The 26,448-nt window shown below is 64.8% G+C and carries 30 protein-coding genes; 18 read left to right on the top strand and 12 right to left on the bottom strand.

Annotated elements, in window-relative coordinates; genetic code table 11:
• Nucleotides 1-54: 54 nt before the first annotated feature.
• A complete protein-coding gene (locus tag JAB4_RS16200; protein WP_227742178.1) occupies nucleotides 55-1,602 on the bottom strand; it encodes a phosphoethanolamine transferase in 1,548 nt (515 codons plus the stop codon).
• A 315-nt stretch (nucleotides 1,603-1,917) separates the two neighbouring features.
• On the opposite strand from JAB4_RS16200, the gene JAB4_RS16205 reads away from it, so the two are divergent.
• Entirely contained in the window at nucleotides 1,918-2,499 is a 582-nt protein-coding gene (locus tag JAB4_RS16205) for a type 1 glutamine amidotransferase family protein (RefSeq protein WP_070218817.1), read from the top strand.
• Here the strand turns inward: JAB4_RS16205 and JAB4_RS16210 are convergent.
• The 3 genes from JAB4_RS16210 to JAB4_RS16220 all read right to left on the bottom strand — a co-directional run bounded on the left by JAB4_RS16210 (nucleotide 2,496) and on the right by JAB4_RS16220 (nucleotide 4,771).
• On the bottom strand, nucleotides 2,496-3,974 hold the full coding sequence (locus JAB4_RS16210) for a serine hydrolase domain-containing protein (protein ID WP_217494518.1): 1,479 nt from the start codon (nucleotides 3,972-3,974) through the stop codon (nucleotides 2,496-2,498). The two genes, JAB4_RS16205 and JAB4_RS16210, sit on opposite strands and share 4 nt — an antisense overlap.
• A gap of 85 nt (nucleotides 3,975-4,059) precedes the next feature.
• On the bottom strand, nucleotides 4,060-4,389 hold the full coding sequence (locus JAB4_RS16215) for a hypothetical protein (RefSeq protein WP_070218818.1): 330 nt from the start codon (nucleotides 4,387-4,389) through the stop codon (nucleotides 4,060-4,062).
• Between the two features lie 7 nt (nucleotides 4,390-4,396).
• Nucleotides 4,397-4,771, bottom strand: coding sequence for a hypothetical protein (locus JAB4_RS16220; protein ID WP_070218880.1), 375 nt, complete (start codon nucleotides 4,769-4,771; stop codon nucleotides 4,397-4,399).
• Between the two features lie 308 nt (nucleotides 4,772-5,079).
• Here JAB4_RS16220 and JAB4_RS16225 point away from each other — a divergent pair, with 308 nt between their 5' ends.
• The 11 genes from JAB4_RS16225 to JAB4_RS16275 all read left to right on the top strand — a co-directional run bounded on the left by JAB4_RS16225 (nucleotide 5,080) and on the right by JAB4_RS16275 (nucleotide 12,503).
• Nucleotides 5,080-5,268 carry a hypothetical protein gene (locus JAB4_RS16225; RefSeq protein WP_070218819.1) on the top strand — a complete coding sequence of 63 codons (189 nt, stop codon included), beginning with the start codon at nucleotides 5,080-5,082 and terminating at the stop codon, nucleotides 5,266-5,268.
• A gap of 181 nt (nucleotides 5,269-5,449) precedes the next feature.
• Nucleotides 5,450-5,635: a hypothetical protein gene (locus JAB4_RS16230; protein WP_070218820.1), complete on the top strand. Its 186-nt coding sequence runs from the start codon at nucleotides 5,450-5,452 to the stop codon at nucleotides 5,633-5,635.
• Between the two features lie 78 nt (nucleotides 5,636-5,713).
• Nucleotides 5,714-6,727 carry an MvdC/MvdD family ATP grasp protein gene (locus JAB4_RS16235; RefSeq protein ID WP_070218881.1) on the top strand — a complete coding sequence of 338 codons (1,014 nt, stop codon included), beginning with the start codon at nucleotides 5,714-5,716 and terminating at the stop codon, nucleotides 6,725-6,727.
• Nucleotides 6,709-7,587, top strand: a complete 879-nt coding sequence (locus JAB4_RS16240) for a hypothetical protein (RefSeq protein WP_070218821.1) — start codon at nucleotides 6,709-6,711, stop codon at nucleotides 7,585-7,587. Before JAB4_RS16235 ends, JAB4_RS16240 begins: the two co-directional genes overlap by 19 nt.
• Nucleotides 7,581-8,090: a MauE/DoxX family redox-associated membrane protein gene (locus JAB4_RS16245; protein ID WP_070218822.1), complete on the top strand. Its 510-nt coding sequence runs from the start codon at nucleotides 7,581-7,583 to the stop codon at nucleotides 8,088-8,090. The genes JAB4_RS16240 and JAB4_RS16245 overlap by 7 nt, the downstream gene beginning before the upstream one ends.
• Entirely contained in the window at nucleotides 8,087-8,644 is a 558-nt protein-coding gene (locus JAB4_RS16250) for a hypothetical protein (RefSeq protein WP_070218823.1), read from the top strand. The genes JAB4_RS16245 and JAB4_RS16250 overlap by 4 nt, the downstream gene beginning before the upstream one ends.
• Nucleotides 8,641-10,413, top strand: coding sequence for an ABC transporter transmembrane domain-containing protein (locus tag JAB4_RS16255; protein ID WP_070218824.1), 1,773 nt, complete (start codon nucleotides 8,641-8,643; stop codon nucleotides 10,411-10,413). Before JAB4_RS16250 ends, JAB4_RS16255 begins: the two co-directional genes overlap by 4 nt.
• 10 nt (nucleotides 10,414-10,423) lie before the next feature.
• Entirely contained in the window at nucleotides 10,424-10,825 is a 402-nt protein-coding gene (locus JAB4_RS16260) for a GFA family protein (RefSeq protein WP_070218825.1), read from the top strand.
• Nucleotides 10,826-11,021: 196 nt separating this feature from the next.
• A complete protein-coding gene (locus JAB4_RS16265; protein WP_205602360.1) occupies nucleotides 11,022-11,360 on the top strand; it encodes a hypothetical protein in 339 nt (112 codons plus the stop codon).
• 18 nt (nucleotides 11,361-11,378) lie between these two features.
• Nucleotides 11,379-12,200, top strand: coding sequence for an OBAP family protein (locus JAB4_RS16270; RefSeq protein WP_083287196.1), 822 nt, complete (start codon nucleotides 11,379-11,381; stop codon nucleotides 12,198-12,200).
• A 54-nt stretch (nucleotides 12,201-12,254) separates the two neighbouring features.
• The gene (locus JAB4_RS16275) at nucleotides 12,255-12,503 is read left to right on the top strand and encodes a DUF3297 family protein (RefSeq protein ID WP_010398340.1); all 249 of its coding nucleotides are present in this window, start codon (nucleotides 12,255-12,257) and stop codon (nucleotides 12,501-12,503) included.
• A gap of 65 nt (nucleotides 12,504-12,568) precedes the next feature.
• On the opposite strand, the gene JAB4_RS16280 is transcribed toward JAB4_RS16275, so the two are convergent.
• From JAB4_RS16280 to JAB4_RS16310, 7 genes are all read right to left on the bottom strand, one after another.
• On the bottom strand, nucleotides 12,569-13,441 hold the full coding sequence (locus JAB4_RS16280) for a DNA-binding domain-containing protein (RefSeq protein ID WP_070218827.1): 873 nt from the start codon (nucleotides 13,439-13,441) through the stop codon (nucleotides 12,569-12,571).
• Nucleotides 13,431-14,375 carry a DUF692 domain-containing protein gene (locus JAB4_RS16285; RefSeq protein ID WP_083287197.1) on the bottom strand — a complete coding sequence of 315 codons (945 nt, stop codon included), beginning with the start codon at nucleotides 14,373-14,375 and terminating at the stop codon, nucleotides 13,431-13,433. Before JAB4_RS16285 ends, JAB4_RS16280 begins: the two co-directional genes overlap by 11 nt.
• Nucleotides 14,375-16,396, bottom strand: a complete 2,022-nt coding sequence (locus tag JAB4_RS16290) for a ferritin-like domain-containing protein (protein WP_070218828.1) — start codon at nucleotides 16,394-16,396, stop codon at nucleotides 14,375-14,377. The genes JAB4_RS16285 and JAB4_RS16290 overlap by 1 nt, the downstream gene beginning before the upstream one ends.
• A 281-nt stretch (nucleotides 16,397-16,677) precedes the next feature.
• Nucleotides 16,678-17,325 carry a hypothetical protein gene (locus tag JAB4_RS16295; protein ID WP_070218829.1) on the bottom strand — a complete coding sequence of 216 codons (648 nt, stop codon included), beginning with the start codon at nucleotides 17,323-17,325 and terminating at the stop codon, nucleotides 16,678-16,680.
• On the bottom strand, nucleotides 17,322-18,176 hold the full coding sequence (locus JAB4_RS16300; RefSeq protein ID WP_083287198.1) for a hypothetical protein: 855 nt from the start codon (nucleotides 18,174-18,176) through the stop codon (nucleotides 17,322-17,324). Before JAB4_RS16300 ends, JAB4_RS16295 begins: the two co-directional genes overlap by 4 nt.
• An 81-nt stretch (nucleotides 18,177-18,257) precedes the next feature.
• Entirely contained in the window at nucleotides 18,258-19,076 is an 819-nt protein-coding gene (locus tag JAB4_RS16305; protein WP_071650154.1) for a glutaminyl-peptide cyclotransferase, read from the bottom strand.
• A gap of 26 nt (nucleotides 19,077-19,102) precedes the next feature.
• Nucleotides 19,103-20,011, bottom strand: a complete 909-nt coding sequence (locus JAB4_RS16310; protein WP_070218830.1) for a LysR family transcriptional regulator — start codon at nucleotides 20,009-20,011, stop codon at nucleotides 19,103-19,105.
• Between the two features lie 103 nt (nucleotides 20,012-20,114).
• On the opposite strand from JAB4_RS16310, the gene JAB4_RS16315 reads away from it, so the two are divergent.
• Nucleotides 20,115-20,573, top strand: a complete 459-nt coding sequence (locus JAB4_RS16315; protein ID WP_083287199.1) for a CidA/LrgA family protein — start codon at nucleotides 20,115-20,117, stop codon at nucleotides 20,571-20,573.
• Entirely contained in the window at nucleotides 20,570-21,259 is a 690-nt protein-coding gene (locus tag JAB4_RS16320) for an LrgB family protein (RefSeq protein WP_070218831.1), read from the top strand. Before JAB4_RS16315 ends, JAB4_RS16320 begins: the two co-directional genes overlap by 4 nt.
• On the opposite strand, the gene JAB4_RS16325 is transcribed toward JAB4_RS16320, so the two are convergent.
• Nucleotides 21,256-21,939, bottom strand: coding sequence for a TetR family transcriptional regulator (locus tag JAB4_RS16325; RefSeq protein ID WP_070218832.1), 684 nt, complete (start codon nucleotides 21,937-21,939; stop codon nucleotides 21,256-21,258). The genes JAB4_RS16320 and JAB4_RS16325 overlap by 4 nt on opposite strands.
• An 89-nt stretch (nucleotides 21,940-22,028) precedes the next feature.
• On the opposite strand from JAB4_RS16325, the gene JAB4_RS16330 reads away from it, so the two are divergent.
• The 4 genes from JAB4_RS16330 (at nucleotide 22,029) to JAB4_RS16345 (ending at nucleotide 26,388) form a co-directional block, all read left to right on the top strand.
• Complete coding sequence (locus JAB4_RS16330) at nucleotides 22,029-23,171, top strand: NAD(P)/FAD-dependent oxidoreductase (protein ID WP_083287200.1); 1,143 nt, start codon at nucleotides 22,029-22,031, stop codon at nucleotides 23,169-23,171.
• 79 nt (nucleotides 23,172-23,250) lie between these two features.
• Complete coding sequence (mnmH, locus tag JAB4_RS16335; protein WP_070218834.1) at nucleotides 23,251-24,330, top strand: tRNA 2-selenouridine(34) synthase MnmH; 1,080 nt, start codon at nucleotides 23,251-23,253, stop codon at nucleotides 24,328-24,330.
• A gap of 98 nt (nucleotides 24,331-24,428) precedes the next feature.
• A complete protein-coding gene (selD, locus tag JAB4_RS16340) occupies nucleotides 24,429-25,493 on the top strand; it encodes a selenide, water dikinase SelD (protein WP_070218835.1) in 1,065 nt (354 codons plus the stop codon).
• Nucleotides 25,494-25,518: 25 nt separating this feature from the next.
• On the top strand, nucleotides 25,519-26,388 hold the full coding sequence (locus JAB4_RS16345) for a putative selenate ABC transporter substrate-binding protein (protein ID WP_070218836.1): 870 nt from the start codon (nucleotides 25,519-25,521) through the stop codon (nucleotides 26,386-26,388).
• Nucleotides 26,389-26,448: the final 60 nt, after the last annotated feature.

Raw genomic sequence — 26,448 nt, forward strand, 5'->3', positions numbered from 1 at the left:
GCAGCAAATGCAGGGGCCCGGCCCCGCCGCTTCCCGCGGCGGCGCCGGGCCTTTTCATTGCCGGCTCAGCGGCGCAGCCCCGCGCTGGTACTGCAAGCCATTCATGAAGCGCTGCACGGGCGTAAAGGCACTGCTGAGGATATCGTCATGCGCGGCGTAATAGCGCGTCTCGATCTTCAGCAGGCCCAGCACGGTCGCATCAAGCTTGTCCGTCTGATACGGCCGGCTTTCCAGCGCGGCGCGCGCGGCCGTCGACTGCGGCGCTTGCTGGTTATCCCAGATCAACATGGGGATTTCATAGCCGCTCTTGTCCGACGCGGAATGGCCCGCGTGATTGCGGCTGTAGCCCACTTCCTGCCCATGGTCGGAGACGAACAGCAAGGAGGCGGCCCGGCCGGTCTTGGCCGTTTCCGCCATGCCGATCAGGGTGCCCAGCACGTAATCGCCATAGCGGATGGCGTTATCGTATTCGTCGCGCTGGTTGCGTATCCAGCTGGACCTGCCCTGGCTGGCCATCTGCGCGCTGACGGCGTCCTGTGCCCGGTCGAAATGGGCGAAGCGGCTGGGATAGCGCATGTCATAGCTGGGATGCGCGCCCAGCAAGTGCACGACGATGAGCTTTTTCGGCGCCGCGTCGCGCAGCGCGTGGGCGAATGGCTGGAACAGGTTGCCGTCAAAATTGTTTTCTCCACGACCGGTGCCGTAGTTGATGAAGTCGCTTTCATCGGCCTCGCCCGCCAGCAGCCCGATCCAGCCATCGTTACGCGTCTGGTTCGAAACCCAGAACGTCTTGTAGCCGGCCGCCTCGGCCAGCATCAGCAGATTCGGCTTGGCCATCCACGCATCGGGGTTGCCGATATCGGCCGGCGTGAGCATGGTCATCATCGATTCCACCGTGCTGGACGCGGGCGAAATCACATCGTTAAAAACCAGCAGCTTCGCGCGCATGGCGTCGAGCTGGGGCGTGGTCGCGCGCGGATAGCCGTACAGCGACATCGAGGCGCGGTTGGTGCTCTCGCCGATCACCAGGATGACGGTGCGCGCCTCCTCGCCCGCATAGCGCACATTCCAGTCGCGCGGCGCGGCCATGGCCGCCGTCAGCGCATGCTGCATCGATTTCATCGCGTCCAGCTGCGCGCTGTACTGCTGGTAGCGCAGCGGCCAGAACAGGGCCGGATTTTCGCGCCGCATGGTGGTATTGACGTGCAGCAGCACGAGAAACACGGCCATACCGGCGGCAAAGGCTTTGTGCGGCCAGCCCGGCGCGGTACCGGCGCGCGACGCCTGCCAGCGCTGCAGCTGGTGGTCGGCCAGCAGCACGGCCGCCGTCACGAGCACAAACCAGCCGGCCGCTTGCGCCAGGGCGACGCTGTTGTGCAGGAGAAATTCTCCCGTTTCCGCTTGATCTGTCGCAAACATGGCCTGCAAAACCGCATTCGGGTTCGGGCGCATGCCAAAATAGCCACGCAAGAAGCCTTTTACGGCGGCGTCCAGGTAAAACACGGGCACGACGACGCGCACCAGCACGGTGATCGCGCCGGAACTGCCACGCCATGCGTGCAGCACGCCGCCCACGCCCAGCAGGAAGGCCGCCAGCAACACGCTCAATTTCAGACATTCATTCGCGCTTAACTGATCGAAGAGGAAGAAAACCAGCAGGCCAGCAATGCTGAACAGGACACGGCAAAACAGAATCAGCATGGAGGCGATGGAGAGTAAGCATTGAACAAGGACAAGCCCGCGCGGACGGGCAAGCGATTGTAGCGCAGTCTGTTGCAACTTGTACCATCGTTTCCTGCGCGCTGCTGATTCACGCATGCTACTGACAGAAATTGTCAGTGCTTTTTATTATGATTTCGGCACCAGCTGGCCAGCCAGCCAGTACTATTGATATCTCCACCTGCGACAGGACTTTTCATGACACGTGCCATTACCATACTGACCGAAAACTTTGCCGATTGGGAAACCGCCCTGCTCAATTCCACGGCGCGCCTGTACTACGGTTTTTACACGCAGTTCGCCACGCCGGGCGGCTTGCCCGTCACCTCGTCCGGCGGCATGCTGGTCACGCCGCAGCTGGCGCTGGAAGATATCGTGCTCGAGGAACTCGATTTGCTGATGGTGTGCGGCGGCAGCCATTGGCAAAGCGGCAAGGCGCCCGACCTGGGCCCGTTGCTGCGCGCGGCGCGCGACAAGGGCGTCGTGCTGGCCGGCATTTGCGACGGCACGCGCGTGCTGGCGCAGGCGGGCGTGCTCGACACCGTGCGCCATACGTCCAACAGCGCGGGCAACTTGCTGGAAACGGGCTATGCTGGCGCCGCCCTGTACCAGGCCGTACCGTGGGCCGTGGCCGACCAGCGCATCATCACGGCGCCCGGCACGGCGCCCGTCACCTTCACCAAGGAAGTCTTGCGCGCCCTGGGCATCGCCGACGACAACCTGACGGCCTACCTGGCCATGCATGGCGCCGAGCACGGCCAGGCCGCGGCGGCGCGCTAATCCGGGGAAAGCACGCGCAAACGCGCCACGGCGTGCGTGTTGCCCGGGTCCAGCTCCAGCGAACGGCGGTAATGCGTGACGGCCAGCGCCGTGGCGCCATCGGCCTCGTACGCTTCGGCCAGGCTGTCGTGGCCATTCGCCCCTTGCGGATACAGCTGCACGCCCAGCTGGAAGACGGCCACCGCCTGCTTCGGCTGCTGCCGGCCCAGCAGGCGGTAGCCCCAGGCATTCAGGTCGTCGTCAGCGGGTGCAGGCAGCCCATGCTGGCGCCGGATGGCCGCCAGTTTCTGCTCCAGCCCTTCAAAGCCCGTGCCGGCCGCCTTGTTGCGCAATAGATGCGCGGCATACGCGCCGCCCCGCTGCTGGCGCAGGGCGGGAACATAAAAAGCGGCAATGGTATCGATCAGCTGTTCCGGCTGGCCGCCGGCCAGGTTGCTCAGAATAATGACGGCCAGGCCGTCGTCCGGATACACATAGAAGGCCGAGCGGCGGCCGCCGATGCCGGCCACGGCGCGGTGGCCATCGCGGCCGATGGTGGGCCAGCCCAGCGCCCACGGCGCCGGCTTGCCGTCGTTCAAACTGGTCGGCTGCCACAGCCGTTCCACACTGGCGGGCGCCAGCAAGCGCCCCGACTGCAGGGCGATGAGCCAGTTGGCCAGTTCGCCCGCATTGCTGTTGATGCCGGCCCCGGCGCGCATGAAGACGGGAAAGTCCTCGATCACGTTGCGGTAGCCGTTGCCGCCCCGGTCCAGCACGTAGGAACTGGCCTTGCCCACGACCACGTCCTTCGCATCGCCAAAGCCGCTGTGCCGCATGCCCGCCACGTCGAACTGCCGGTGCCGGATGAAGTCGGTAAAGGGCTGGCCGCTCTGGCGCTCGATCAATTGCGCCAGCAACACGTAATTGGTCTGGTTGTAGCGGTAGCGCTGGCCTGGCGGGGCTTCCACGGGCAGCGCCTGCACGGCGCTCCACGCCGCAGCGGCGTCGTCCGGTTGCGGCCCCACCAGCTTGCCGCTGCGCTGGTCGAGCACGTCGGGCAAGCCCGAGGTATGGTTGAGCAATTGCGTTACCGTCACGGCTTGCCAGGCTGCAGGCAGCCCCGTCAGGTATTGGCCGATGGGCGCGGCCAGGTCGATCTTGCCCTCCTGCACCAGCTGCATCACGGCCACGCCCGCAAACGCCTTGGTGGCCGAGTTGATGGAAAACAGGCTGGCGTCCGTCACGGGCACCTGATATTGCAGGCTGGCCAGGCCGAAATTGCGCTTTAGCAGGACCTTGCCGTGCCGGATCACGGCCAGTTGCAGCCCGGGAATCTGGCGCTCCCGCATTTCGCTGCGCACAAAGGAGGCAATTTCCTGTTCCGCGCGCGATGCCTGCGATGGGCTGGCGGGGGCGGCAGTGGCGATCGAGGTGACGGGAGCTGCCACGGCGGCAAGCGCCATGACGAGCAGGACGGACGGGAGGCGTGGCTTCAAGATGCGGCTTTCGACAGTTGAAAACGGAACCGCAGCATCCCATACCTATTTGTCAACGTCAACGACAATCTTGCCTGCTAGAAAGCTACTCTTCCAGCCACACATCTTCATACCCTTGCCGGTCGAGAATGAACTTGGCGCCGCTGGGCAAGGCCAGGTAATCGACCACCTGCGGCAGCATCTCGTGCAGGTGCTCCGCATGCAGGGGCTGGTAAAAGCCGCTGGCGTCGTCGTGTTCGCCGCAGTGGATGAACCAGCTGATGGTGCCGTTTTCCGGCAGCACGATGCGCGTGCCATAGATGGGCGACTGCGCCAGGCTGCCGATGGCCAGGGCCACCATGGGTTCGGGCGCCTGCGCCGGCAAGCCGAATTTGTCGCAGATGCGTTGCTGTGTTTCGCTGATCAGTTCAGTCATGGTGCTCTCAGGATCCGATGTAGCGGTAATGGAGGCGCAGCGCGCCATCGTGGCCGGACATTTCCAGGTGCAAAATCGCTTCACCCGGCTTGCCGTCGGCCAGCAACAGGCATTCCAGGCCCAACGGGCCGTCGCCGGTGGCGTACACATCGACGCCGGGCCGGCCGCCCTTGTCCGGCACAAAGGCGTGCGCCAGCGGCGTCAGGGACAGCGCCTCGTTGGCGGCAAAGTAGCTGTCGAGCATGTCGACGATCTCCGCGGCCACGGCCGGCGACAGACCCCAGTCGCGTTGCAGCGCAACAGGATCGCGCCCGTTCAGCGTCTGCACGAACGCTGCGGCCTGCGCGTACGCCAGCTCTCGCAGGCTGTCAGTAACTGTCATTTCCATATAGCGACTCCCGCCTTCTCCATTCAACAGGCGACATTATAGTGCGTGGCCGGGCGCATAGTCGATCCGTTTGCCATCCATAACCAAACGGCTTGCAGCTCATTTAAAACGCCGCCCTTATTATTTATCGCACTGCAATAACATAAATGGCCGGCGTGATATTTGGTGAGTATCTCGGACATAGAATCGCGAATACGGTTGATTTCCAATTGACGCTTATTTATTCCGGCGCTAATATCGAATGGCCATATACCATGGCACACAGCGCAAGCAGTACTTAACCATCACAAGAGGATAGTACAATGCAAAACCAATCCAAATTGTTCGCATTCAAACTGGCTGAAAAACAGGTACAAAAACAGGCGGCGCCCGCCACCGCCTGGAAAGTGCGCGACGGCGTCGCCGTGGCCGGCTGCACCGCCGTCGGCACCAATGATCAATATCGCGACTCTTCGCGTCTCAAGCCGAACGACAGCGGCCAGTATTGCTGATTTCCGGCACGCCATAACCCCGCCCGGCGCGGGGTTGCATATATTCCCCATATTCAAACCGGCGCCGTGCGGCGCGGATTTTTCGCGCGCAATGAATATATGAACCCCTCTCAATTGGAGATTCCATTCTTTAAAGCAGTTATCGGTAAAAATCGAAACATAACCATTAACAGAGGATCTCATGCACGATAAAACCAAGCTGTTCGCATTCAAACTTGCGAAAAAAAAGGAAGAGGAAAAACCGGCGCGTCCTGCGCCCTGGAAAGTACGCGACGGTGTCGCCGTGGCCGGCTGCACGGCGGTCGACAGCGAGGAACAATACCGCTATTCGCGCGTCGGCTCGAGTGACGGCGGAGAATTCTGCTGATCGTCGCGCCAACTGAAAGCCTTGCCGCGGCAAGGCTTTTTCATCTTCCCGATTTTCCGCTACTGCAGGCTCCCCGACATGCATAAAAAGGTTTTGATTATCAGCCATAGCGGCGACCTGCACGCCGACCTGGTGGCATCGATTCTCGCCGACCGCGGTCATGCCCCCTTCCGTATCGATCTCGACGCCTTTCCCCGCGATTACCAGCTGTGCCAGCGCATGCTGGGCGGCCAGGCCAGCACGCGGCTGCGCCGCCTGCCCGACGGCGACTGGCTGGACCTGCGCCAGGTAGGCGCCGTCTGGCTGCGCAAGGCGGCCGACTACGCCTATGCCAGCGCCGACCTGACGCCGCAGGAACGCGCCTATGCGCGGCTGGAAACGGAACAAGCCATCTTCAGCGTGCTGTACAGCCTCGATTGCTACTGGCTCAGCCATCCGCTGGCCCTGCGCGGCGCCCAATGGAAAGGCGAGCAGCTGGCACGGGCCGCGCGCATGGGCTTTCGCGTGCCCGCCACCGTGATCAGCAACGTGCCCGACGACGTGCGCGCTTTCCGCGCGGCCATCGGCGGACCCATCATTTTCAAGAGCATGTCCACGCCCAGCCTGGCGGCCGAAACGGTCGGGGATGCAGACAGGGTCAGCGGCGGCATCGGCACCACCATCGTCGACGACGCCATGCTCGACAGCCTGGACGCCGTCAGCGAACTGAGCTGCCAGTTCCAGGAATATATCGCCAAGCAATATGAACTACGGATCACCGTGATCGGCAAGCAGCTGTTTGCCGCCCGCCTGTATTCGCAGGACGATGCGCGCACGGCCATCGATTCGCGCGACATGTCGGCGCCCATCCGCTACGAAGCGGCGACCTTGCCGGACGACATACACGAGCGCTGCCTCGCTTTCGTGCACAGCTATGGTCTCGAGTATGGTGCGCTGGACCTGATCGTCACGCCCGAGGGCGAGTATGTTTTCCTGGAAAACAATCCTGTTGGTCAATTTTTATATGTGCAACAACTGGTGCCCGCCTTGCCCCTGCTGGAAAGCGTCGCCGATATCCTGATCGAAGGAGCGTTATGCCACAGCCAGACCTGACCCTGCTGCCTTCGCAGCTGCGCGCACTGGAGCAGGCGCGCGACAGCCGCGCCATCGTCCTGGCCGCCTCGCACCTGGACATGGAATTGCTGCCCGCCCTGTACGAGCTGTGCCAGGGCATCGGCCCTGTGGCGCGCCTCGACGTGGTGCTGCACGGACGGGGCGGCATCGTCAACGCGGCGCGCCGCATCGCCCTGCTGCTGCGCCAGCATGCACGCCACCTGAGCTTTATCGTACCTTTCCACTGCCAGTCGGCCGCCACCCTGCTGGCCCTGGGCGCCGATGAAATCATCGCCGGCGACCTGGCCCTGTTCTCGCCCATCGACCCGCAGCTCGACGGCGTGGACGGCGGCGCCATTTCCAGCCTCGACATCAAGGTCTTCGGCGACATGGCGCAGCAGTGGTTCGGCGTCGATGCCGGCGAAGCGCGCCAGCAATCCTTGTCCCTGCTGTGCGGCAGCATCTTTCCCCCGTCCCTGACGGCCTTTTACCGCACCACGCTGGAACTGGCGCAAATCGGCGAGGAATTGCTGGCGTGGCAATTGCCCGATGCCACGCAGGAGGCGCGGCGCGCCATCGTCGCGCAATTGGTGACCGGATACCACTCGCATAACTATGCCTTGACGCGCGAAGAGCTGGCCCGGCTGGGCTTGAACATGGCGCGCGATGCCCAGGCTGAACGGCTGGGCTGGGCCATCTCGACCCAGTTGCAGGCGCACATAGGCGGCGCCCTGCGCAGCGCCCCCGACGAACCGTGGAACGATGCGCTGCTGGCCTCGCGCGACGGCGTGCAGCTGCGGCGCCAGCGTCCGGGCGGCTTCGCGCCGCTGTGGACCGCGCAAACGGGGGCAGCATGCTGACGGCATTACTGTCTGATATTGCGCGCTGCTGCATCGCCTTGCTGCTGCTGGCGGCCAGCGTGGGCAAGCTGCGCAGCTACGGGGAATTTCGCGGCAACCTGACCGACTCGTTCGGCCTGCCGCCCGCCCCCGCTGCCTGGGCCGCGCCAGCCCTGGTGGCGGCAGAACTGCTGCTGGCCGGCTGGCTGCTGGCCGGCGGCGCCCGGCTGCCGATGCTGCTGTCGTTATTGCTATTGAGCTCCCTCACTGCCGTGCTGGCCTGGCGCTACTTCACGCACAGCGTGGTGCGCTGCAGCTGCTTCGGCGAAGCGGCGCGGCCCGTCTCGCAGTACGACTTGCTGCGCAACGCGCTGGCGGTGGGCATCAACGGCAGCTACTGTGCGCTGGCGCAAGATGCGGCCTTGCCCGTCGCCACCACTGTATTGGCGGCCGGCTTGGCGGCCATCGCCTGCGTGGCCATCATTTCCCTGCACGACATCGCCAACCTGGCAAAGGCCGGATGATGGATGCCGCGACCTTGCAACTGGTGCTGGCGGTGCTGGCGTTTGCCATCGCCGGCAATCTCTGGCTGACTCTGGCCGTGCTGCGCGCCAGCCGCCGCGAAAGGCTGGCGCCCACGGCACTGGAGCCGGGCGAGCCCCTGCCTGCCGTGCCAGCCCGTCCGCTGGCTGGCGGCGCGCGTTTCCAGCCGGGCGCCCCCGGCCAGGCGGCCGTGCTGCTGTTCCTGGCCAGCCGCTGCCCGAAATGCGCGGATAAGCTGGCCGGCATCGAACGGCTGCTGCCGCTGGCGCGCAATGCGGGCCTGGCCGTGTGGCTGCTCAGCGAGGAAGCGCCGCGCCGCCTGCGCGCCTTCCTGCCCGGCGACGCCTTGCGTGCGGCGGCGGCGCGCGTCAGTCTGCGCGACTACCGGCGCGTCAATCCCCAAATGAGCTCGCCGTCCTATGTCTTTGTCAATCACCAGGGACGCGTGGAAGCGGCAGGCCTGATCGGCGACGCAGACTGGCTGGCCCTCGTCGGACAATTGAACGCCGAACCGTCGCAGGAGCGCGCCGCATGAGCAATATCAACTTCGGCCCGCATTTTGAACGCCTGCGCCTGCTGTACCCCGTGCGCTGGCGCATCGCCGCAGGCCTGCTGTGCATGGTCCTTACCGTGGGCGCCCAGCTGGCCTTTCCGCAAGCCATCGCGTATTTCATCGACAACGTGACCGCCCTCACCCGGCACGGCGTCACGCCGGGCATGGTCGCCGCCATGCTGGCCTTCAGCGTGCTGTATGCGCTGGCTTCGGCCGCGCGCTTCTACCTGCTGCAATCGAGCGGACACATGGTTGTCATGGGCGTGCGCCGGCGCCTGTTCGACGTGGTGATCAACCAGCCCATCGCCTTCTTCGACAAGCACCATGGCGGCGAGCTGAACAGCCGGCTCACGTCCGACGTGTCGGCCCTGCATGAAAGCCTGACCATCGGCGCGGCCAACGCCCTGCGCTCGCTGTGCGTGTTTTTGGGCGGTATCGCCATGCTGCTGCAGCTGTCGCCCATGCTGAGCCTGCCGCTGGCCTTGTTCATTCCCATCAGCCTCTATCTCGGCAAGTTATCCGGCAGCAATTACCGGCAGCGCGCGCGGGCCATTTCGGCCACTCTGGCCACCAGCGGCAAGGTGGCGCAGGAATATTTTGCCCATGCGCGCCTGGTGCAGGCGTTCAACCAGCAAGGCGGCGCCATGGCCCGTTACGCGCAAGCCATGCGGGAGCTGCTGGAGGTGTCGCTGGCCGGCACGCGGCTGCTGGCCGTGTTCCAGGGCGCGCAAGGCTTGCTCGCGTTTGTTGCCCTGTTGACCACCCTGTGCTTCGGCGCCCACCTGATCGGCCAGGGCCGCCTGAGCGTGGGCGAGCTGACGGCCTTTGTCATCTATGCCAGCATGGTGACGGACACGGCCGGCTCCATCAGCGAGTTCTGGAACACCTGGATGCGCACCATGGGCTCGACCGACCGCATCTTCGAGATCCTGCGCAGCCACCGTGCCGTGCCCGAAGCGCCGCCGCAGCCGCCGCTTGCGGGCCACATCGCGCTGCGCGACGTGCGTTTTGCGTATCCCGAGCGCGTACAGGTCGCGGCGCTGGACGGCGTCAGCCTGTCCATCCGCGCGGGCGAAAAGATCGCCCTCGTCGGCGCCTCGGGCGCGGGCAAGTCCACCATCGCCAGCCTGGTGCTGGGCCACTACAAGATGGACGCGGGCAGCCTGCAATTCGACGGCATCGACGCGCAGGTGCTGGGCGTGACGCAATTGCGGCGCCAGATGGCCGTGGTGGAGCAGGAGCCGGCCCTGTTTTCCGGCAGCATCGCCGACAATATCGCCTTTGCCGTGCCGGACCGGGTCGTGGCGCGCGAAGCGATGGTGGCGGCGGCGCGCCTGGCCCATGCCCACGATTTTATCGCGGCCTTTCCGGACGGCTACGACACCCTCGTGGGCGAACGGGGCGTGCAATTATCGGGCGGACAGAAGCAGCGCATCGCGATTGCCCGCGCCATCCTGCGCGCGCCGAAAATCCTGATTCTGGACGAGGCCACCAGCGCGCTCGACGCGGCCAGCGAACAGCTGGTGCAGCGCGCGCTCGATGCGCTGATGCAAGGGCGCACCACCATCATCATCGCCCACCGCTTTTCCACCATCGTCAAGGCCGACCGCATCATCGTCATGGACAAGGGTCGGATTTGCCAGCAAGGCACGCACGCCGAGCTGCTGCGCGCGGGCGGCCAGTATGCGCGGCTGATGCAGCAGCAGCTGTCGCAATTCCAGCAGTTGCATGACAGTACGGCCACCCTGTAGAGTGGGCCAGATGAAAAAAACCTACCATGGCAGTTGCCACTGCGGCGCCGTGCGCTTCGCGGCCGAGATCGACCTGGCGGCCCCCAGCCTGCGCTGCAACTGTTCCTATTGCCTGAAGATCCGCTGCTGGGCCAGCCAGGTGCCGCCCGCCGACTTCCGGCTGCTGGCCGGCGAAGGCGACTTGAGCGCATACCGCTTCGGCGCCGGGCGCGAGCGCCACTATTTTTGCCGCCACTGCGGCGTACGTCCGTTTGGCTACGGTGCTTCGCCCCGCAGCGGCCCGTTTGTCGGCATCGGCGTGAACTGCCTCGACGATGCGGCGGCGGCCGAGCTGGCCCGGGTGCCCGTCACCTTTGTCGATGGCTGGCATGACGACTGGGACAGGCCGCCGCAGGAAACAGGGCACTTGTAAACAATGCAAATGTAGAAATGGTTGTCAGCTACGCCGGAGTTTTCCTACGTGGCGACAAGGAGTGTCCCTATGGTTAAGCCCGACGCTTGCAACGAGAATGGTCTCAACGGTGCTGCACGGCGCCGGAGCTCAGCAGGAACATCCGACCCAATATTGGAGCGGATGACGACGCAGACTAACCTTAGGGGACATGATCATGACTTCGAACAGCAACGACAAATCCGGCAGCCAATCGGACAAACAGCAATCGGGCAGCCAACAGTCGGACAAACAGTCCGGCAGCCGCCAATCGTCGGGCGGTACCCAAGGGGGCACGCACGAGCAGCACGTCGAGGCGGGCCGCCAAAGCCACAAGAATGACGGCGACAAGCAATCAGGCTCACAAGGTTCGCAGCAGTCGGGCCAGCAATCGGGCCAGGGCAAGAGCGGCGGCGGCAGCCAGCAATCGGGTTCCGGCTCCGGCACGCGCGGCGGCACGCATGAGCAGCACGTGGAAGCGGGACGTCAAAGCCACAAGAATGACGACAAATCCTGATTTCGCAGGCATGGCCCGATGCCGCTGGTCGACATGAAAGCGCTGAAGGCCATGCTGTGCGCCGGGCTGGGCATGGGCCTGGCCGCCTGCGGCGCCAGGAATACGGCATCGAACGTGGAGGCCCCGGGCGCGCCAGCCGGGGTCTCCACGCGCGTGCTCGATGCTGGCGCCGACGCCCTGCAAGCCCGGCCGCCCATTGCGGCCCTCAATGCCTATCTCGACGGTTTTCATTTCTACAACGGCAATCTGCGCGGTCAAATGGAGGCGCACCACTATTGCACCATCGTCAATGAAGAGTTGATTCAATGCGTGATTTACGACGGCAACGTCAAGGATGCCAAGCTGATGGGCGTCGAATACATCGTCAGCGCCAGGCTGTACCAAGGTTTGCCTGCGGCGGAAAAAGCGCTGTGGCACAGCCATGTGCATGAAGTGAAGTCGGGCCAGCTGATCGCGCCCGGCATACCTGCCGTGGCGGAAAAGGCGCTGATGCAAAAGCTGGTGGGCACCTACGGCAAGACCTGGCATACCTGGCACACGGATCTGCACAAGACCTTGCCGCTGGGCGTGCCGCAACTAATGATGGGCTTTACAGCCGACGGCCAGGCCGATGCCGCCATGGTCGCCGCGCGCGACCACCGCTTCGGCATCGATTCGGCCGAAAAACGCCGCCAGCGAACCGACATCGCCGCGCCCGCCATCGTTGCCGGTGCCGACGCCTGGCAGCACGGCACGGTCATCCAGCTGGCCGACCCGACGGGAATGCCGCACAGTGCATCATCACCGCCGCCGCCATCCACGCACACGGCCGCGCCCGCCATTTCGCGTCCAGCCAGATAGACGGCGTGCGAAAGGCCGTTGTCTGGATCGGCATTCTGGGCGATAATTACGCCCATGAACGATACCACTACCTTACCCCCATTGCCCGATCGCCTGTCGATCGACCCGAGCAGCCCTTACCACGTTGCAGCCGTGTTCGAGAACGACGTCGGCATCCGCTTCAACGACAAGGAACGTCTTGACGTGGAAGAATATTGCATCAGCGAACGCTGGATCAAGGTCGCTTCCACCAAGTCCCTCGACCGCCGCGGCCGTCCGCTGCAGATCAAGCTGAAGGGCAAAGTCGAAGCGTTTTACCGCTAAGCAACACCTGCAGTTGTCATCGAGGCCGATTTTCATCGGCCTTTTTTGCGTCCGCCGCTTTCCGCTCAGGCAGCGCTGGTGACCAGCCCGGCCGCGGCCGCCATGGGCAGCCACAGCATGGCGTCGGCCAGCACCTCGTCCGGCGCCCTGCCGCTGGACTGCGCCGCCTGCTGCGCGCACTGCGCCAGCGGCGCGCCGCCGGCCAGCGCCTGCAGGCAGTCAAATTGCCACGGCTGCAGCTCTTGCATGGCAAGCCGGTAATGCATGCGCGAAATGGCCACAAAGGCGGGACTGGCCTGCGGTTGGGCCGGAATGGCGTCGTCCGGCGCGGCCTGTGCCTGTTGCCAGAATGCACACAAGGGAAATGACAGGGCCAGCAGCCGCGTGCACGGCGCCAGGCGCCAGGCCGGCGCATTTCCCAAAAGCAAGTCCAGACCGGAAGGCAGGACGGGCTGCGCCAGTTTTTCAAGCCCCGGCGCCCTGCCCGCCTCGCTGCGCGCCCGCTCCAGCCGCGCCAATTCGACGGGAAAGCGCAAGACGTCCCCCTGCGCGCCGGCCGCGCCCTGGCTGGCGGCGAGAAAATCGGCAAAGCCGCCGCCCAGGTCATACAAGGTCGGGGAAGCGGACGGGTGGCGCCAGACATAGGCGCGGGCAAAGAAGGCGAACAGCTCGTCGCCCATGACCTTGCGCAACACGGGATAATCTGCCTGCAGGCATTCGAGCAGGCGCTGCACGTAGCCGTCCGCATGGATGTGCAGCGGCGCCGGCCCGCCCCGCGCCCGTTTCAATACTTGCTCCTGCGTCAAGCCGTGGCGCTCGCTGGCCAGCTGCGCGCCGCGCGCCGCACCGCCCGGCGCCGTCATCGCCGTCAAAAACCACGATTGCAATTGCGCCAACGGTGCGTCCGCGCGCGCGTCGCCGTCGGCGCTACGGGGCATGGGCGGCCTCCAGGTGAAAGCCCAGCGGCGCCGAGACGGCGGCCAGGCTCGCCGTGGCCGTGGCCGTGGCTGGTACGGCATCGGAAAACTCTCCCCGCCCGGCCGCGCGCGCCTTGTCGAGCTCGGCCAGCAGCTGCGGGTAAGCCGGAATGTCCGCATCCCATTCCAGCAGGGCCGACACGCCCCCCGTCAGCTGCTGCGCCAGCGCGTACAGGCGCCAGACGGCCGCCGGCACGGGTGCGTCGTGCGTGTCGATCAGCATGGCGCCGCAGACGGTGGGCCCGGCCAGGTGGATTTGCACGATGTGCTCATGCGGCAACTGGCGGATGTAGGCTGCCGCGTCATAGCCATGGTTATGCGCGCTGACGTGGACATTATTAACGTCGAGCAAGAGTCCGCAGCCCGTGTCCTCGGCCAGGCGGCCCAGGAATTCCCATTCCGGCATGCTGGACTGGGCAAACTCCACGTAGCTGCTGGGGTTTTCCAGGATCAGGGGACGGCCCAGGAATTCCTGCACTTGCCGCACTCTGCCCGCCACGTGGCGCAGGCTGGCTTCGTCCAGCGGCAAGGGCAGCAAGTCGTGGCTGTTGAGCGAGGCGGCGCCCGTCCAGCACAGGTGGTCGGAAATCCACGCGGGACGGATCTCGGCGGCCAGCTGGCGCAGCTTGCGCAGGTAGGCCAGGCTCAAGGGATCGCTGCTGCCGATCGACAGCGACACGCCATGCATGACGATGGGCACCTGCGCCGCCACCTGCTCGAGCACGTGGCGCGCATAGCCGTGGTTATCGATGAAATTCTCGCTGATGATCTCGAACCAGTCCACCTGCGGCCCGTGTTCCAGAATGTGCGCGTAATGGGGCGGACGCAGCCCCACGCCCAGGCCCAGGTTCGGCAGGCCCAGGCGCGGCCGCGCCTCGTGCAGGATGCCCCGCATCAGGTCGACGGCGGCAAGGCCAGGCGCAGGTCGGTGGGCGCCGGCGGCGCGCCCACCGGCGTGCCGCGCGCCGCCATCACCTTGCCGTAGGCTTCCCAGGCCTTGTCGTAGACATTGTCGCCCAGCGCAAAGCGCATGGTCTGGCCCAGCGGAATGCTGCGGTGCTCGGGCGCGGGACCGAAATCGTACAAGGTCATGGTGGCGGGTTCGGGCGGGTCCTTCTTCGTGGTGTTCGGATACAGCTGCGAGGCCGAAATCGGCACGGCGCAGCCGCCGAAGCCGCCGCATTTGTTGTCGCTGGGCGCGCTGTAGATTTTATCGTCCTGCGGCGGCGGTGGCACATAGCATTCGCTGCCCGGCGCCGCGGCAGCCTTGACCGAATGGCCGCAGGACGAGCCGCCCGTGTCGGCCTGGGCAAAGCCGCAGCCGCCCTGGGCATGGCAGCCGTTGGAGCCGCGGCACGTATGGTAGACGGCCAGCGCGGCGCAGGTGGACGACGCTTCGCCCTCCAGATGCATGCCCTGGCAGGCGTGGTACAGCACGCCATTCTCGGCCAGCGGCACGCCCGTCGCCAGGTTCGGCGCCTGGCCCAGCACGGCCCAGCAGATGGCCATGCGGTCGCCCGCGCCCACCATCGACGGATACGGAAACTCCAGTTTCTGGTTCAGCCAGTACTTGTCCAGCACGGAAGTGATGCCATAGATGGCGCCCGTGGCCACCGTGCTCAGCATCCCCAATGTGCCGCTGGTATCCTTCAGGCGGTTCAGGGCGCCCGCCACGGCAGCGGGCGCGGGGATGTTCTTCGGCGCGGTGGCCGGGTTGTAGCGCTCGTTGGTCAGCATGGCCTCGCTCCAGCGCCCGCCTTTCTTATGCCAGCCGGCCCAGGTCTGCACTGGCAGCATGGCCTTGACCTGACCGAAACGCTCGTAGTGGTCGAACGGGGCGCTGTCGTGGCGTGCCTGTGCGTCGCGCGATTCGGCGTCCTTGCCATTGTTCGCGTACGACGGGTAATCGCACTTCAACGCGGCCAGGTCTTCGCGGTAGTCGGGCTGCACGGCCATCAGGCGCTGCGCTGCGTCACGGCGGTAGCGCTGGATGGCCGTGTCGCTGCCCTCGCCCTGGTCCGTGATGGCCGCCATCATGTCGATGGCCTTGTTGAACGAGCCCGTCTGGCCGCCATCCTGGTCCTGCGGGTCGAAGCAGGTGTCGAACTTGCGAAACTCCGCCTTGGCGTGGCCCGGCACCTGGCTGTTGAACATGTCCTGCTGCACCGAGCCGTTGACGAACAGTTTTTGCCACAAGGTCTGGCCATCCGTGTATGCGATGCTGATATAGCGCGCATAGCACTCATACATGTAGCCGATGGTACCGAACAGGGGCAGATCATGCACGTGCTTGCCCGGCGTCCAGCCCACGAACGGTACCTCGGGGAAATATTTGGTGTGGTTGTGCGCGTCAAACTTCGCCAGCTGGGCGCGCGCCTGCTGTTCCGGCTGCTCGATGGCGAGGAACAGGTCACACTGGTTGTCGTTCAGCTCTTCCAGGTTGACGCGCACGTGGCGGTAGCCGGCCGTGTCCTGCAGGTCGACGATGTGCGGGATCACCGTGCAATCCTTGCCGTAGCAAGTCCAGCCGTGGTCCTGCGATTGCAGCTCCGAGCCCGTGAAGCATGGCGCCGTGCCGATGGCCGTGGCCAGGTTGGCCGCCATCTGCAGGTGCAGCATCTCCTGGATGAAGACGCTGAAGATGATATTGAAGGCCTTCTGCTCCTTCAGTTCGGGCCGGGCCGTGGTGCCCATGCCCGGCCACTGGCGGCCTTCGTAGTAGCTGATGCCTTGCGAGTTGATCTGGTGCGTGCCCTGGATCGAATACATGGTGGCCATGTACAGGGGAATGGTGAACAGTTCCACGCTGACGGCTGCCTGGGCGATGGCGCGCACTGCCGCCGTATCGGTGGCCAGCATGTCGAGCGGACGGTTGCTGATGGCGGCCTGGGTGCTTCCTAAAACGGGCATTTTCATTCTGTCTCTCCACAGGAACGATGCGTCTCGGATATCGGGCCGGGCTGCGCCATCTGCGTGCGCTGCTCACGGCACGGAAATCATACGCCTGAGAAAGATATTTTTGCGGCAATATTTATATGCCGGCCGACGCATTGAACTGCGCCTATGCAGCCGGCCTTGCACCATGAAAATAAGCGTTTCAGGCTGTCATTCGATGACAATTGAATAGAATCGACGAAACGCGCGCGTGTATAAGCAGCGCACCGGCCATGGCCGGCGCGTCGCTTGCATGATGATAGTCAAGCGGCCGGCGGCGGCTGGAAGGCGCAAAAGCCGGGCCACTGGTCGCGACTGTCGCACACTTTCAGGCAGCCTTGATTGCCCTTGAACGTGGCGACAACCTTGATGGGAAAGCCATACAGTGGCGTGGTGGCCAGGAAGGCGGACGGGCAGCTTTGCTCATTGCTGAAGCGGAAAGTGATTTCTTCGCGGCGGCCCTTGCGCGCAAAGCTCAGCATGAAGGTTTCATTGCTGTTCCACTGCGCCTTGCCCGGCACGCGGAAACGATAGCGCGGACTGCCCGGCTGCTGGCCGTCAAGTTTTTGGCCGAAGACGCGGCTGCTGGCCGTGGCCGTTTCCACCTTGGCGATCGGATAAGGCACGGCAAACATGTAGGTGCCCGCGAAACCCTGGTCGAAGCCCAGGCCCTTCTGGTAGAACGGCACGACGATATGCGGCGCGCCCGCGTATTCCGCGCTGTTGCGCGCCGTCATGCGCGACGTCAGCTTGTCGTCGGGCGCTTGCCCGAAGACGACGTCCACTTCCACCAGGGCCTGGCTCTTGTCGATGTCTTGCGCCAGATAATCCCTGGGGGCGATCTCGCTGTGCACGCAGCCGGCCAGCAAGACTGCGGCGAGGCCGCCGGCGATGATTTGAGGGTAGCTCATGGCTGTTTTCCTTCCGGCGGCGCGGAACTGAGGCCCAGGCCCGTCACTTGCCAGCCGCCCTTGCCTTGTTTCCATTGAAATTGCTGGCCGAACCAGGCCAGTTCCAGCTCGCGCCGGATGCGGTTGCTATCCGTGCGGCCCTGGCGCGCCTTGATGGCGGCGCCCGCCTGTGCGGAGGCGGCCTCCGACAAGGGTTTCAGCCACCGTTGATACGTGTCCGGCGGCAAGGCCAGCACGCCGGCCACGCCGTCGTCGCGCGTGGCGACGATGATCCCCACCTTCGTCAGCGCATTCGTCAGATAGGCGCCGCGCCGCCCGTCGGGCGAGACGGAGACCAGCATGGCGGACGCGTAATCGCCGGTGACGCCGCCCGGCACGTCAAACCACAGCAGCTCGCCCGTGCCCGTATCGAGCGCGCGGCCGTCGCGGGCAAACAGCAGCATCTCGGGACGGCCCGGCTGCGGCACGCCCCATTCGGGGTCGCGCTCCGTGCGCACCATGCTGTCGCGCTGCAGGGGACTGATGGGGCGCATCAGCGGTTCACCATTCTGCACGCCGATGAGGATGGTGCCCTGGCCCGTATAGCCCTTGGTGAATGCCAGCAGCATGGGCTGGCCCTCGCGCGTCGCTTTTAGCGGGCGCACCTCCACCACTTCGCGCGCGCCGCCGGGCCAGTAGCCGTGCTTGCGGAAAGTCAAGGTGACGAGCGCGTCGTGGCGGTCACGCGTGACGACAAAGTCGCCGTATTGCTGCATCACCGGCACATACGGCGCTTGCGCCTGCGCGGCGGGCACGATGGCGGCGGCCAGGGTGGCGGCGGCCGCCAGGCGGTGTAAAGAAAAGAACAGCATGGCATCCTGTAAAGGTCGCACTGGGCGAAGGAACGCCATCATAAACGATTCATCGCCAGCAACACTGTCCGATAGGAAACATCAATGGCGCTGGATTTCGATCAGCTCGATCTCGAACAGCTTGGGCCACAATTTTCCCGTGACAAACAAGCGCTTGCCGCGCGCATCCCAGGCAATGCCGTTGAGCACGGCGTCGGGATTGGCCGTGCCCCGCTGCTCGGGCGGCAGCAAGCCCGTCAGGTCGATCCAGCCCATAACTTTACCGCTGGCCGGGTCGATGCGGGCGATCACGTCCGCGCCCCACACATTGGCGAACAGTTGCCCATCGACCATTTCCAGTTCGTTCAGCCGGTCGATGGGCCGCCCTTCGGCTTTCACTTCGAAGCGGCGCACTTCCTTCAGGGTTTTCGGATTGAGCACGCGGATGGCGGACGTGCCGTCGCTCATGTAGACGAATTGATTGTCGCTGGCCAGGCCCCAGCCTTCGCCCGGGTAGCTGAATTTGCGTTTCAATTTGAAGGTCTTCACGTCGAAGACATAGCCGGTCTGCGAAATCCACGTCAGGCCCAGGAGCTCATCGCCCACATCCGTGATGCCTTCGCCAAACACATTCTTGTCGAGCATGCTTTTTTGCAGCACCTTGCCCGTCGTCAATTCCACCTTGCGCAAGGAGGACTGGCCATTCTGGCCCGTGCTTTCATACAGATGGCCATCCTTGAACAGCAAGCCTTGCGTGAACGCCTGGGGGTCGTGCGGATAGGTGTTCTTGACGAAATAACCATACACGGGCAAGGCGGCCTGGGCGTAGCCCATTTCGCTCATCAGGCCCACGGTGCATAACAATCCCAGCAGCAATGAGCCGGCCGTGCGTTTAAGTCTGGTATTGACGTTGATGTTCATCGGGTCGGGCGGAAGTTGGCGAGCGCCTATTGTAAACGTGCCGAGTCCGCCATGCGCGCGCTGACGAGCTCCAGCCAGGCGCGCGCCGCGAACGACAGCCGCCCGCCCCGGCGCCAGGCCAGCATCAGATTCCACTCCACGGGCGGGCCGTCCAGGGGGATGACGTCAAATTGCGCGGCATCAAGCGTGTCGCAATACATCTTCGGCAGCAGGCAGATGCCCACGCCCAGCCGCACCAGCGAGGCAATGAAATCCCACTGGCCGCTGCGGCCCGTGATGCGCGGCGCGAAACCGGCCCGCTGGCAGGCATCCTGCACGATGTCGTTCAGGGCAAACGCGGCGCCATAGAAGATGAAGGGGCTGTCGGCCAGATCGGCCAGGGCCACGGACGAGTGGCCTTGCCACGGCGAGCCGGGCGCCGCCAGCAGGCACAGTGGTGAGCGCACGAGGGGCAAGGCTTCGAAATCCTGCCAGGTGGCCGCATTGCCCGGATAGTCGAGCATGGTGCCCAGTTCCACCGTGCCGGTGCGCAAGTCGCGCTCGATCGCCTGCGTGCCGCTTTCATACATCTTCAGTTCGATGCCCGGATAGCGCTGGTGGTATTCGGCCAGCCACGGCGCCAGGGTCGAATGCGTCTGCGGCGACACGCCGACGCGCAGTTCTCCCCGTTCCAGATGTTGCAGGTCACGCAATTCCACCTTCAGTTCCGCATGCAGGGCCAGCAGTTCATGCGCGCGCGACAGCACCACCTTGCCCGCGTCCGTCAGCGTAAAACGCTTGCCCGCGCGGTCCAGCAGGGCCAGGTCCAGCGATTGCTCCAGCTGTTGCACCATCTTGCTGACGGTGGGCTGCGTCACGTGCAGCCTGGCGGCCGCGCGCGTAAAACTGGCTTGCTCGACCACTTCGACGAAGTAGCGCAGGGAGCGGATATCCATGATGCATTCCAATATCGAATGATAATCATGAGTTTAAGTCATTTTATCTTTTGATGTGGGCTCACTACAATGAAAACCTCCCCCATCCGTTTGAAAGCCCGCCGTGAAAGCCGCCCCTTGTTCCACCACTGCCCCACTCTCCATCCCCGTCTGGCGCCAGCCTGCACAGACTGCGTGGCAAGTGGGCATTTTGATTGCCGCCTGGTGGCTGGCCGACGCGGCCGCCTCCGCCCTGCACTTGCCGTTCTCCGGCGGAGTCGTGGGCCTGTTCGTGCTGGTGGCCCTGCTGCTGGCGGGCTGGGTGCGCCCCGCCGCCATCGAACTGGGCGCGAACTGGCTGCTGGCCAATATGCTGCTGTTCTTCATACCGCTGGTCGTATCCGTGGTGCAATTTACGCAACTGTTGAAGTCGCAAGGTCTGATGCTGTTCGTAAATATCGGCCTGGGCTTTGCCTGCGTGATGCTGGCGACGGCGCTGACGGTGGAAGGGGTGTGCCGCTATGAACGCAAGTTGCGTCTGAATAAGCTGCTGCGCCAGCGCGCCGCGAGGGCGCCAGCATGAGCACCCTGCTGCTGTCGCTGCTGTTCCTGCTGCTGACCCTGGTGCTGTTCTACGCCAACCAGGCCGTGCACCGCCACCACCCGCACTTCTTGCTGACGCCCGCCATCTGCACCTCGGCGATATTGATCGTCATCGTGCAGGCCACGTCGACCCCTTTCGCCACGTATTTCGGCGAGACGCGCTGGCTGCCGTGGTTGCTGGGCCCGGCCACCATCGCGTTTGCGCTGCCCATCTTCCAGGAGCGCAAGCTGATCCGCAAGCATTGGCTGGCCTTGTCGCTGGGCAGCTGCGCTGGCATCGTGGCATCGGTCGCCGCCACCTTGCTGCTGGACCGGGTATTTGGCGTGCACGGCGACATGGCGCGCAGCCTGCTGGCGCGTTCCGTGTCGACGCCGTTCGCGCTGGAAGCGTCGCGCCACATGGGCGGCTCGGCCCAGCTGACGGGCATCTTCGTGGTAATGACGGGCTTGTTCGGCTTGATGCTGGGCAAGCCGCTGCTGAAACTGCTGCCCTTGCGCATGCGCATCGCCCGTGGCGCCCCGTATGGCGCGGCCGCGCACGGCTTCGGCTTGTCCGTGGCGCGCAGGGTCGGCACGGAAGAAGGCGCCGTGGCCAGCCTGACGATGATCTTTTCCGGTGTCGTGACGGTGCTGCTGGCGCCGCTGCTGGGGCATTTGCTGGGCTAGCGGCCCGCTTGCAGCGCCTGCATGCCATGCACGATCAGGTCGATGCCCGCCAAAAAATCCTCGCGGTCGTCGTGCGCGCGCAGCTGGCCCGCCACCTTGCGGGCGAACGGAAACGCCTGCGCGTCGAGGCGTGACCAGGCGCCCGCCAGGGTGTCGAGGAAATGCGCGCGTTCCAGGCCCTGTTCCCGGGCGATGACGGCATTGGCCGCATTCTGCCCGCTCACGCCCAGCAGATAATTGAGCAAGGCGCATGCCGCCATCCACTGCCGGTCCTGCGGCACGCCCAGCGCATCGACCTGCCGGCCCAGGCGTTCCAGGATGCGCACGGTGGGCAGCTGGCCCGGCGCGCGCGACAGGGCCGAACCCAGCCAGGGATGCGCATCCATCGCCTCGAACATGGCCAGCGCCACGGCGCGGATGCCCGCCTGCGGCGTATCGCCAGGCGGGGCGTCCTGCATGGCGCGGGCGACGATGGCGTCGCTGGCGGCCGTGAACAGATCATCCTTGTCAGCCACGTGCCAGTAGATGGCGCCCGCCCCCGTCGCCAAGCGCGCGGCCAGGGCGCGGAAGGTCAGGCCGCCCTCGCCCGCTGTGTCGAGCAGGGCGATGGCAGCGTCGATGATGGAGTCGCGCGTCAGCGAGTCGGCGCGTCGTGGTGGGGTCGCTACGGTATCGGGCATCGCTTATCTTGACACAGATGATGGCTTGCCGCAAAATTCTTCTGGAACGCCGTTCCACTACTATTTTGAACACCACCTGAAAGATCACCATGCAAATCGCCATCATCGGCGCGGGCTTGGGCGGGCTGATGCTCGCCCGCGTGCTGCACGTCCACGGCATCGCCGCCACCGTGTATGAAGCGGATGCGTCGCCCCAGGCGCGCCGCCAGGGCGGCATGCTCGACATCCACGAGGAAAGCGGCCAACAAGCGCTGCGGGCGGCCGGCCTGCACGACGCCTTCCGTGCCCTCATCCATGCGGGCGGCGAAGCGAGCCGCGTGCTCGACCAGCATGGCACGGTCTTGCACGACGAGGGCGACGATGGCACGGGCGGGCGTCCCGAAGTGCCGCGCGGCGAGCTGCGCCGCATCTTGCTCGATGCCTTGCCTGAAGGCTGCGTGCGCTGGGGCCACAAGCTGACAAACGTCGCGACGCTGGACGGCGGCAGGTACATGCTGAGCTTTGCGCATGGCGCCACGGCGGCCAGCGCTCTGCTGGTGGGCGCGGACGGCGCCTGGTCCCGGGTGCGGCCGCTGCTCTCCAGCGCGCAGCCCGCCTACAGCGGCATTGCCTTCATTGAAACGTATCTGTTCGACAGCGACCGCCGCCACGGGGCCACTGCGCAAGCCGTGGGCGCCGGCGCCCTGTTCGCGCTGGCGCCGGGCAAGGGCATCCAGGCTCACCGCGAAGCCGATGGCGTGCTGCATGCGTATGTGGCCCTGAGTAAACCCGAAGAGTGGCTGGCAGGCATCGATTTTGCCGATCCCGCCGCCGCGCGGGCAGCCATCGCCGCCCAGTTTGCCGGCTGGGCGCCGGCGCTCACGGCCCTGATCACGGACGCGGACACGCCGCCCGTGCCCCGTCCCGTGCACCTGCTGCCCGTCGACCACCGCTGGCAACGCGTGGCAGGCGTGACCTTACTGGGCGACGCGGCCCATTTGATGGCGCCGGCCGGCGAAGGCGCCAACCTGGCCATGCTGGACGGCGCCGAGCTGGCGCAGGCGCTTGCCGCGCACCCAAGCGACGTGGAAGCGGCCTTGCTGGCATATGAAACGGCGCTGTTTGCGCGCAGCAGCGCGGCCGCGGTGGAGTCGGAACGCATCCTGCGCCTGTGCTTTGACGACGACGCGCCGCATAGCCTGGTGCGGTTCTTCACAGGCATGCGGGACGCCGGCCCGGCACGCACAGTGTGAACGGCGGCGCCAAAGCCCCACGCCGGCGGCCTTTATCGGGGATAATACGTCTTTCCCCATTCCAAGCAGCCGCGCCACGATGAAATACCCCGCAGTCCTCCCCTTCAGCGACATCCTGCCACGCCTGCATGAATTCGACGCCATCATCGACGTGCGCAGCCCGTCCGAGTTCGCGGAAGACCACTTGCCGGGCGCCATCAACCTGCCCGTGCTCGACGACGAGCAGCGCGTGCGCGTCGGCACGCTATATAAACAGACCAGCGCCTTCGAAGCGAAGAAGCTGGGCGCGGCGCTGGTGGCGAAGAATATTGCGCGGCATATCGAAGACGGTTTCCTCGGTCACCCGCACGAATGGAAGCCGCTCGTCTACTGCTGGCGCGGCGGCAACCGCAGCGGCGCCATGGCGCACATCCTGGCGCGCATCGGCTGGCCCGTCACGCAACTCGACGGCGGCTACAAGGATTACCGGCGCCACGTGAATGCCGAACTGGCCACCCTGCCCGAGCGCTTCGACTTCATCAACGTGCTGTGCGGCCCGACGGGCAGCGGCAAGAGCCGCTTGCTGCAAGTGCTGGACACGCAAGGCGCGCAAGTGATCGACCTGGAACAATTGGCAGCGCACCGCGGCTCCGTGCTGGGCGGCTTGCCCGAGGAAGAGCAGCCCTCGCAAAAATCGTTCGAAAGCGCGCTGTGGCAGCAGTTGCGCCAGTTCGACCCGGCATTGCCCGTCTTCATCGAATCGGAAAGCAAGAAAGTAGGCCGCGTGCGCGTGCCCGACGCGCTGATGGACAAGATGCGCGCGGCCGCCTGCACCGACGTGCGGCTGGCCACGGACCAGCGCGTGCAATTGCTGATGCAGGACTATGAACATTTCGTCGGCGACCCGGAGCGCCTGAATGTGCAGCTGGCCCTGTTGACGCAGCTGCATGGCAAGGAGAAAATCGCCCATTGGCAGCAGCTGGCGACGGCGGGCCAGATGGCCGAGCTGGTGGAAGAGCTGCTGATCCAGCACTACGACCCCGTCTACCGGCAATCGATCGCCCGCAACTTCAGCCGCTACGCCCAGGCGACGCCGCTGGTCTTGCCCGATATTTCAGAACATGCCTTTGAGCAAGCCGCGCGCGCGTTGTGTGGTATTGTCGGCACTAATTCCCCCTAAAGACGCAGTGCCGGGGTCGGCCCCTGAGAGTCCGACCCCAGACCTTGCGTTTGGGGTAAAAATGATCATCGTTGTACACAACATCAGCAGGAATTTCCATGTCAGATAGCGCAGCAACATCCAATACCCCCATCCGATTGACCGAATTTGCCCATGGCGGCGGCTGCGGCTGCAAGATCGCGCCCGGCGTGCTGGCCGACATCTTAAAGGGCAGCGGCGGCTTTCCGCTGCCGAAAGAATTGCTGGTCGGCATAGAAACCTCCGATGACGCGGCCGTCTACCAGCTCAACGACGAGCAGGCGCTGATCGCCACGACGGATTTCTTCATGCCCATCGTCGACGATCCGTTCGACTTCGGCCGCATCGCCGCCACCAACGCCATTTCCGACGTGTACGCGATGGGCGGCACGCCCATCATGGCACTGGCCCTGGTCGGCATGCCGATCAACAAGCTGCCCGTGGAAACCATCGGCCTCATCTTGAAAGGCGGCGAAACCATCTGCGCCCAGGCCGGCATCCCCATCGCGGGCGGCCACACCATCGATTCCGTCGAACCGATCTATGGCCTGGTCGTGCTGGGCCTGGTGCACCCGTCGCAGGTGAAACGCAACGCGGGCGCGCGCGCCGGCGATAAACTGGTGCTGGGCAAGCCGATCGGCGTGGGCATCCTGTCGGCCGCGCTGAAGAAAAATGCGCTGGACGCGGATGGCTACGCGTCCTTGATCAACAACACCACCAAATTGAATACCCCGGGCAAGAAACTGGCCCTGCTCGATGGCGTGCATGCGCTGACGGACGTGACGGGCTTCGGCTTGCTGGGCCACACGCTGGAACTGGCGCGCGGGGCCAAGTTGCAGGCGCGCATCGCCATGGCTGACGTGCCGCTGCTGCCGCAAGTGCAGCAACTGGCGCAGAATGGCAACATCACGGGCGCCTCAGGCCGCAACTGGCAGGGCTACGGCGCGCAAGTGGCGCTGGATGACAGTCTAACTGCCATCGACAAGGCGATCCTGACGGACCCGCAAACGGCCGGCCCCCTGCTGGTGGCGTGCGCGCCGGAAGCCGTCGAGCAAGTGCTGGCGATTTTCCGCGCCGAAGGCTTTGGCGACGCCGTCGTCATCGGCGAGATGCAGGATGGCAATACCGGGGTTTCCGTATATTAATGAACAATCTTTCAAAGGCAGTCCCATGACCACATTCTCCAACAAGTTCCCCGCCATCCTGGCCACCGTCGCCGCCACCCTGGCCATCCACAGCGGCCTGGCGCAGGCGCAGCAAGTGCTGCGCGTGTCCGCCATTCCCGACGAAGCGCCGACGGAGTTGCAGCGCAAGTTCAAGCCGCTGGGCAGTTACCTGGAGAAAAAGCTGGGCATGAAGGTGGAATTTACGCCCGTCACCGATTACGCGGCGTCCGTGGAAGGCTTGATCAATCACAAGCTCGACATGGTCTGGTTCGGCGGTTTCACGTTTGTGCAAGCCAACGTGCGCAGCGGCGGCAAGATCGTGCCGCTGGTGCAGCGCGAGGAAGACACGAAATTCCGCTCCGTGTTCGTGACCACCAGCAAGGACATCAATCAATTGTCTGATCTGAAAGGCAAGAACTTCACGTTCGGCTCGGAATCGTCGACCTCGGGCCATTTGATGCCCCGTTACTACTTGCTGGCCGCCAAGATCAACCCGGACACGGACATGAAGCGCATCGCGTTCTCGGGCGCGCATGACGCCACCGTGGCGGCTGTGGCCGGCGGCAAGGTCGACGCGGGCACCTTGAACATTTCCGTATGGGAAAAACTGGTCGAAGCGAAAAAGGTCGATCCAAGCAAGGTGCGCGTGTTCTACACGACACCCGGCTACTACGATTACAACTGGAGCGTGCGCGCCGACATGAACCCCGTCGTGCGCAAGAAGCTGACGGACGCCTTCCTGGCGCTGGACCCATCGACGGCCGAAGGCAAGGAAATCCTCGAACTGCAGCGCGCCACGAAGTTCATCCCGACCAAGGCCGAGAACTACAAGGATATCGAAGCGGCCGCGCGCGATGCGAAGCTGTTGAAGTAAACGACGTCGTCGCGTTTTATCGTAGGTCGGATTAGCGGCAAAGCCGCGTAATCCGACACA

It is taken from the genome of Janthinobacterium sp. HH102 (assembly GCF_001758625.2).
GTDB lineage: Bacteria > Pseudomonadota > Gammaproteobacteria > Burkholderiales > Burkholderiaceae_D > Janthinobacterium.

What these genes read in the sequence shown, in the direction of transcription:
- JAB4_RS16270 (WP_083287196.1), top strand. Translation starts at nt 11,379, where the DNA reads ATGCCGCTGGTCGACATGAAAGCGCTGAAGGCCATGCTGTGCGCCGGG.
- JAB4_RS16300 (WP_083287198.1), bottom strand. Translation starts at nt 18,176, where the DNA reads ATGCTGTTCTTTTCTTTACACCGCCTGGCGGCCGCCGCCACCCTGGCC.
- JAB4_RS16240 (WP_070218821.1), top strand. Translation starts at nt 6,709, where the DNA reads ATGCCACAGCCAGACCTGACCCTGCTGCCTTCGCAGCTGCGCGCACTG.
- JAB4_RS16235 (WP_070218881.1), top strand. Translation starts at nt 5,714, where the DNA reads ATGCATAAAAAGGTTTTGATTATCAGCCATAGCGGCGACCTGCACGCC.
- JAB4_RS16280 (WP_070218827.1), bottom strand. Translation starts at nt 13,441, where the DNA reads ATGCCCCGTAGCGCCGACGGCGACGCGCGCGCGGACGCACCGTTGGCG.
- JAB4_RS16250 (WP_070218823.1), top strand. Translation starts at nt 8,087, where the DNA reads ATGATGGATGCCGCGACCTTGCAACTGGTGCTGGCGGTGCTGGCGTTT.
- JAB4_RS16255 (WP_070218824.1), top strand. Translation starts at nt 8,641, where the DNA reads ATGAGCAATATCAACTTCGGCCCGCATTTTGAACGCCTGCGCCTGCTG.
- JAB4_RS16305 (WP_071650154.1), bottom strand. Translation starts at nt 19,076, where the DNA reads ATGAACATCAACGTCAATACCAGACTTAAACGCACGGCCGGCTCATTG.
- selD (WP_070218835.1), top strand. Translation starts at nt 24,429, where the DNA reads ATGTCAGATAGCGCAGCAACATCCAATACCCCCATCCGATTGACCGAA.
- JAB4_RS16310 (WP_070218830.1), bottom strand. Translation starts at nt 20,011, where the DNA reads ATGGATATCCGCTCCCTGCGCTACTTCGTCGAAGTGGTCGAGCAAGCC.
- JAB4_RS16285 (WP_083287197.1), bottom strand. Translation starts at nt 14,375, where the DNA reads ATGCGGGGCATCCTGCACGAGGCGCGGCCGCGCCTGGGCCTGCCGAAC.
- JAB4_RS16230 (WP_070218820.1), top strand. Translation starts at nt 5,450, where the DNA reads ATGCACGATAAAACCAAGCTGTTCGCATTCAAACTTGCGAAAAAAAAG.
- JAB4_RS16330 (WP_083287200.1), top strand. Translation starts at nt 22,029, where the DNA reads ATGCAAATCGCCATCATCGGCGCGGGCTTGGGCGGGCTGATGCTCGCC.
- JAB4_RS16275 (WP_010398340.1), top strand. Translation starts at nt 12,255, where the DNA reads ATGAACGATACCACTACCTTACCCCCATTGCCCGATCGCCTGTCGATC.
- JAB4_RS16345 (WP_070218836.1), top strand. Translation starts at nt 25,519, where the DNA reads ATGACCACATTCTCCAACAAGTTCCCCGCCATCCTGGCCACCGTCGCC.
- mnmH (WP_070218834.1), top strand. Translation starts at nt 23,251, where the DNA reads ATGAAATACCCCGCAGTCCTCCCCTTCAGCGACATCCTGCCACGCCTG.
- JAB4_RS16220 (WP_070218880.1), bottom strand. Translation starts at nt 4,771, where the DNA reads ATGACAGTTACTGACAGCCTGCGAGAGCTGGCGTACGCGCAGGCCGCA.
- JAB4_RS16205 (WP_070218817.1), top strand. Translation starts at nt 1,918, where the DNA reads ATGACACGTGCCATTACCATACTGACCGAAAACTTTGCCGATTGGGAA.
- JAB4_RS16265 (WP_205602360.1), top strand. Translation starts at nt 11,022, where the DNA reads ATGACTTCGAACAGCAACGACAAATCCGGCAGCCAATCGGACAAACAG.
- JAB4_RS16320 (WP_070218831.1), top strand. Translation starts at nt 20,570, where the DNA reads ATGAGCACCCTGCTGCTGTCGCTGCTGTTCCTGCTGCTGACCCTGGTG.
- JAB4_RS16290 (WP_070218828.1), bottom strand. Translation starts at nt 16,396, where the DNA reads ATGAAAATGCCCGTTTTAGGAAGCACCCAGGCCGCCATCAGCAACCGT.
- JAB4_RS16295 (WP_070218829.1), bottom strand. Translation starts at nt 17,325, where the DNA reads ATGAGCTACCCTCAAATCATCGCCGGCGGCCTCGCCGCAGTCTTGCTG.
- JAB4_RS16325 (WP_070218832.1), bottom strand. Translation starts at nt 21,939, where the DNA reads ATGCCCGATACCGTAGCGACCCCACCACGACGCGCCGACTCGCTGACG.
- JAB4_RS16215 (WP_070218818.1), bottom strand. Translation starts at nt 4,389, where the DNA reads ATGACTGAACTGATCAGCGAAACACAGCAACGCATCTGCGACAAATTC.
- JAB4_RS16245 (WP_070218822.1), top strand. Translation starts at nt 7,581, where the DNA reads ATGCTGACGGCATTACTGTCTGATATTGCGCGCTGCTGCATCGCCTTG.
- JAB4_RS16225 (WP_070218819.1), top strand. Translation starts at nt 5,080, where the DNA reads ATGCAAAACCAATCCAAATTGTTCGCATTCAAACTGGCTGAAAAACAG.
- JAB4_RS16260 (WP_070218825.1), top strand. Translation starts at nt 10,424, where the DNA reads ATGAAAAAAACCTACCATGGCAGTTGCCACTGCGGCGCCGTGCGCTTC.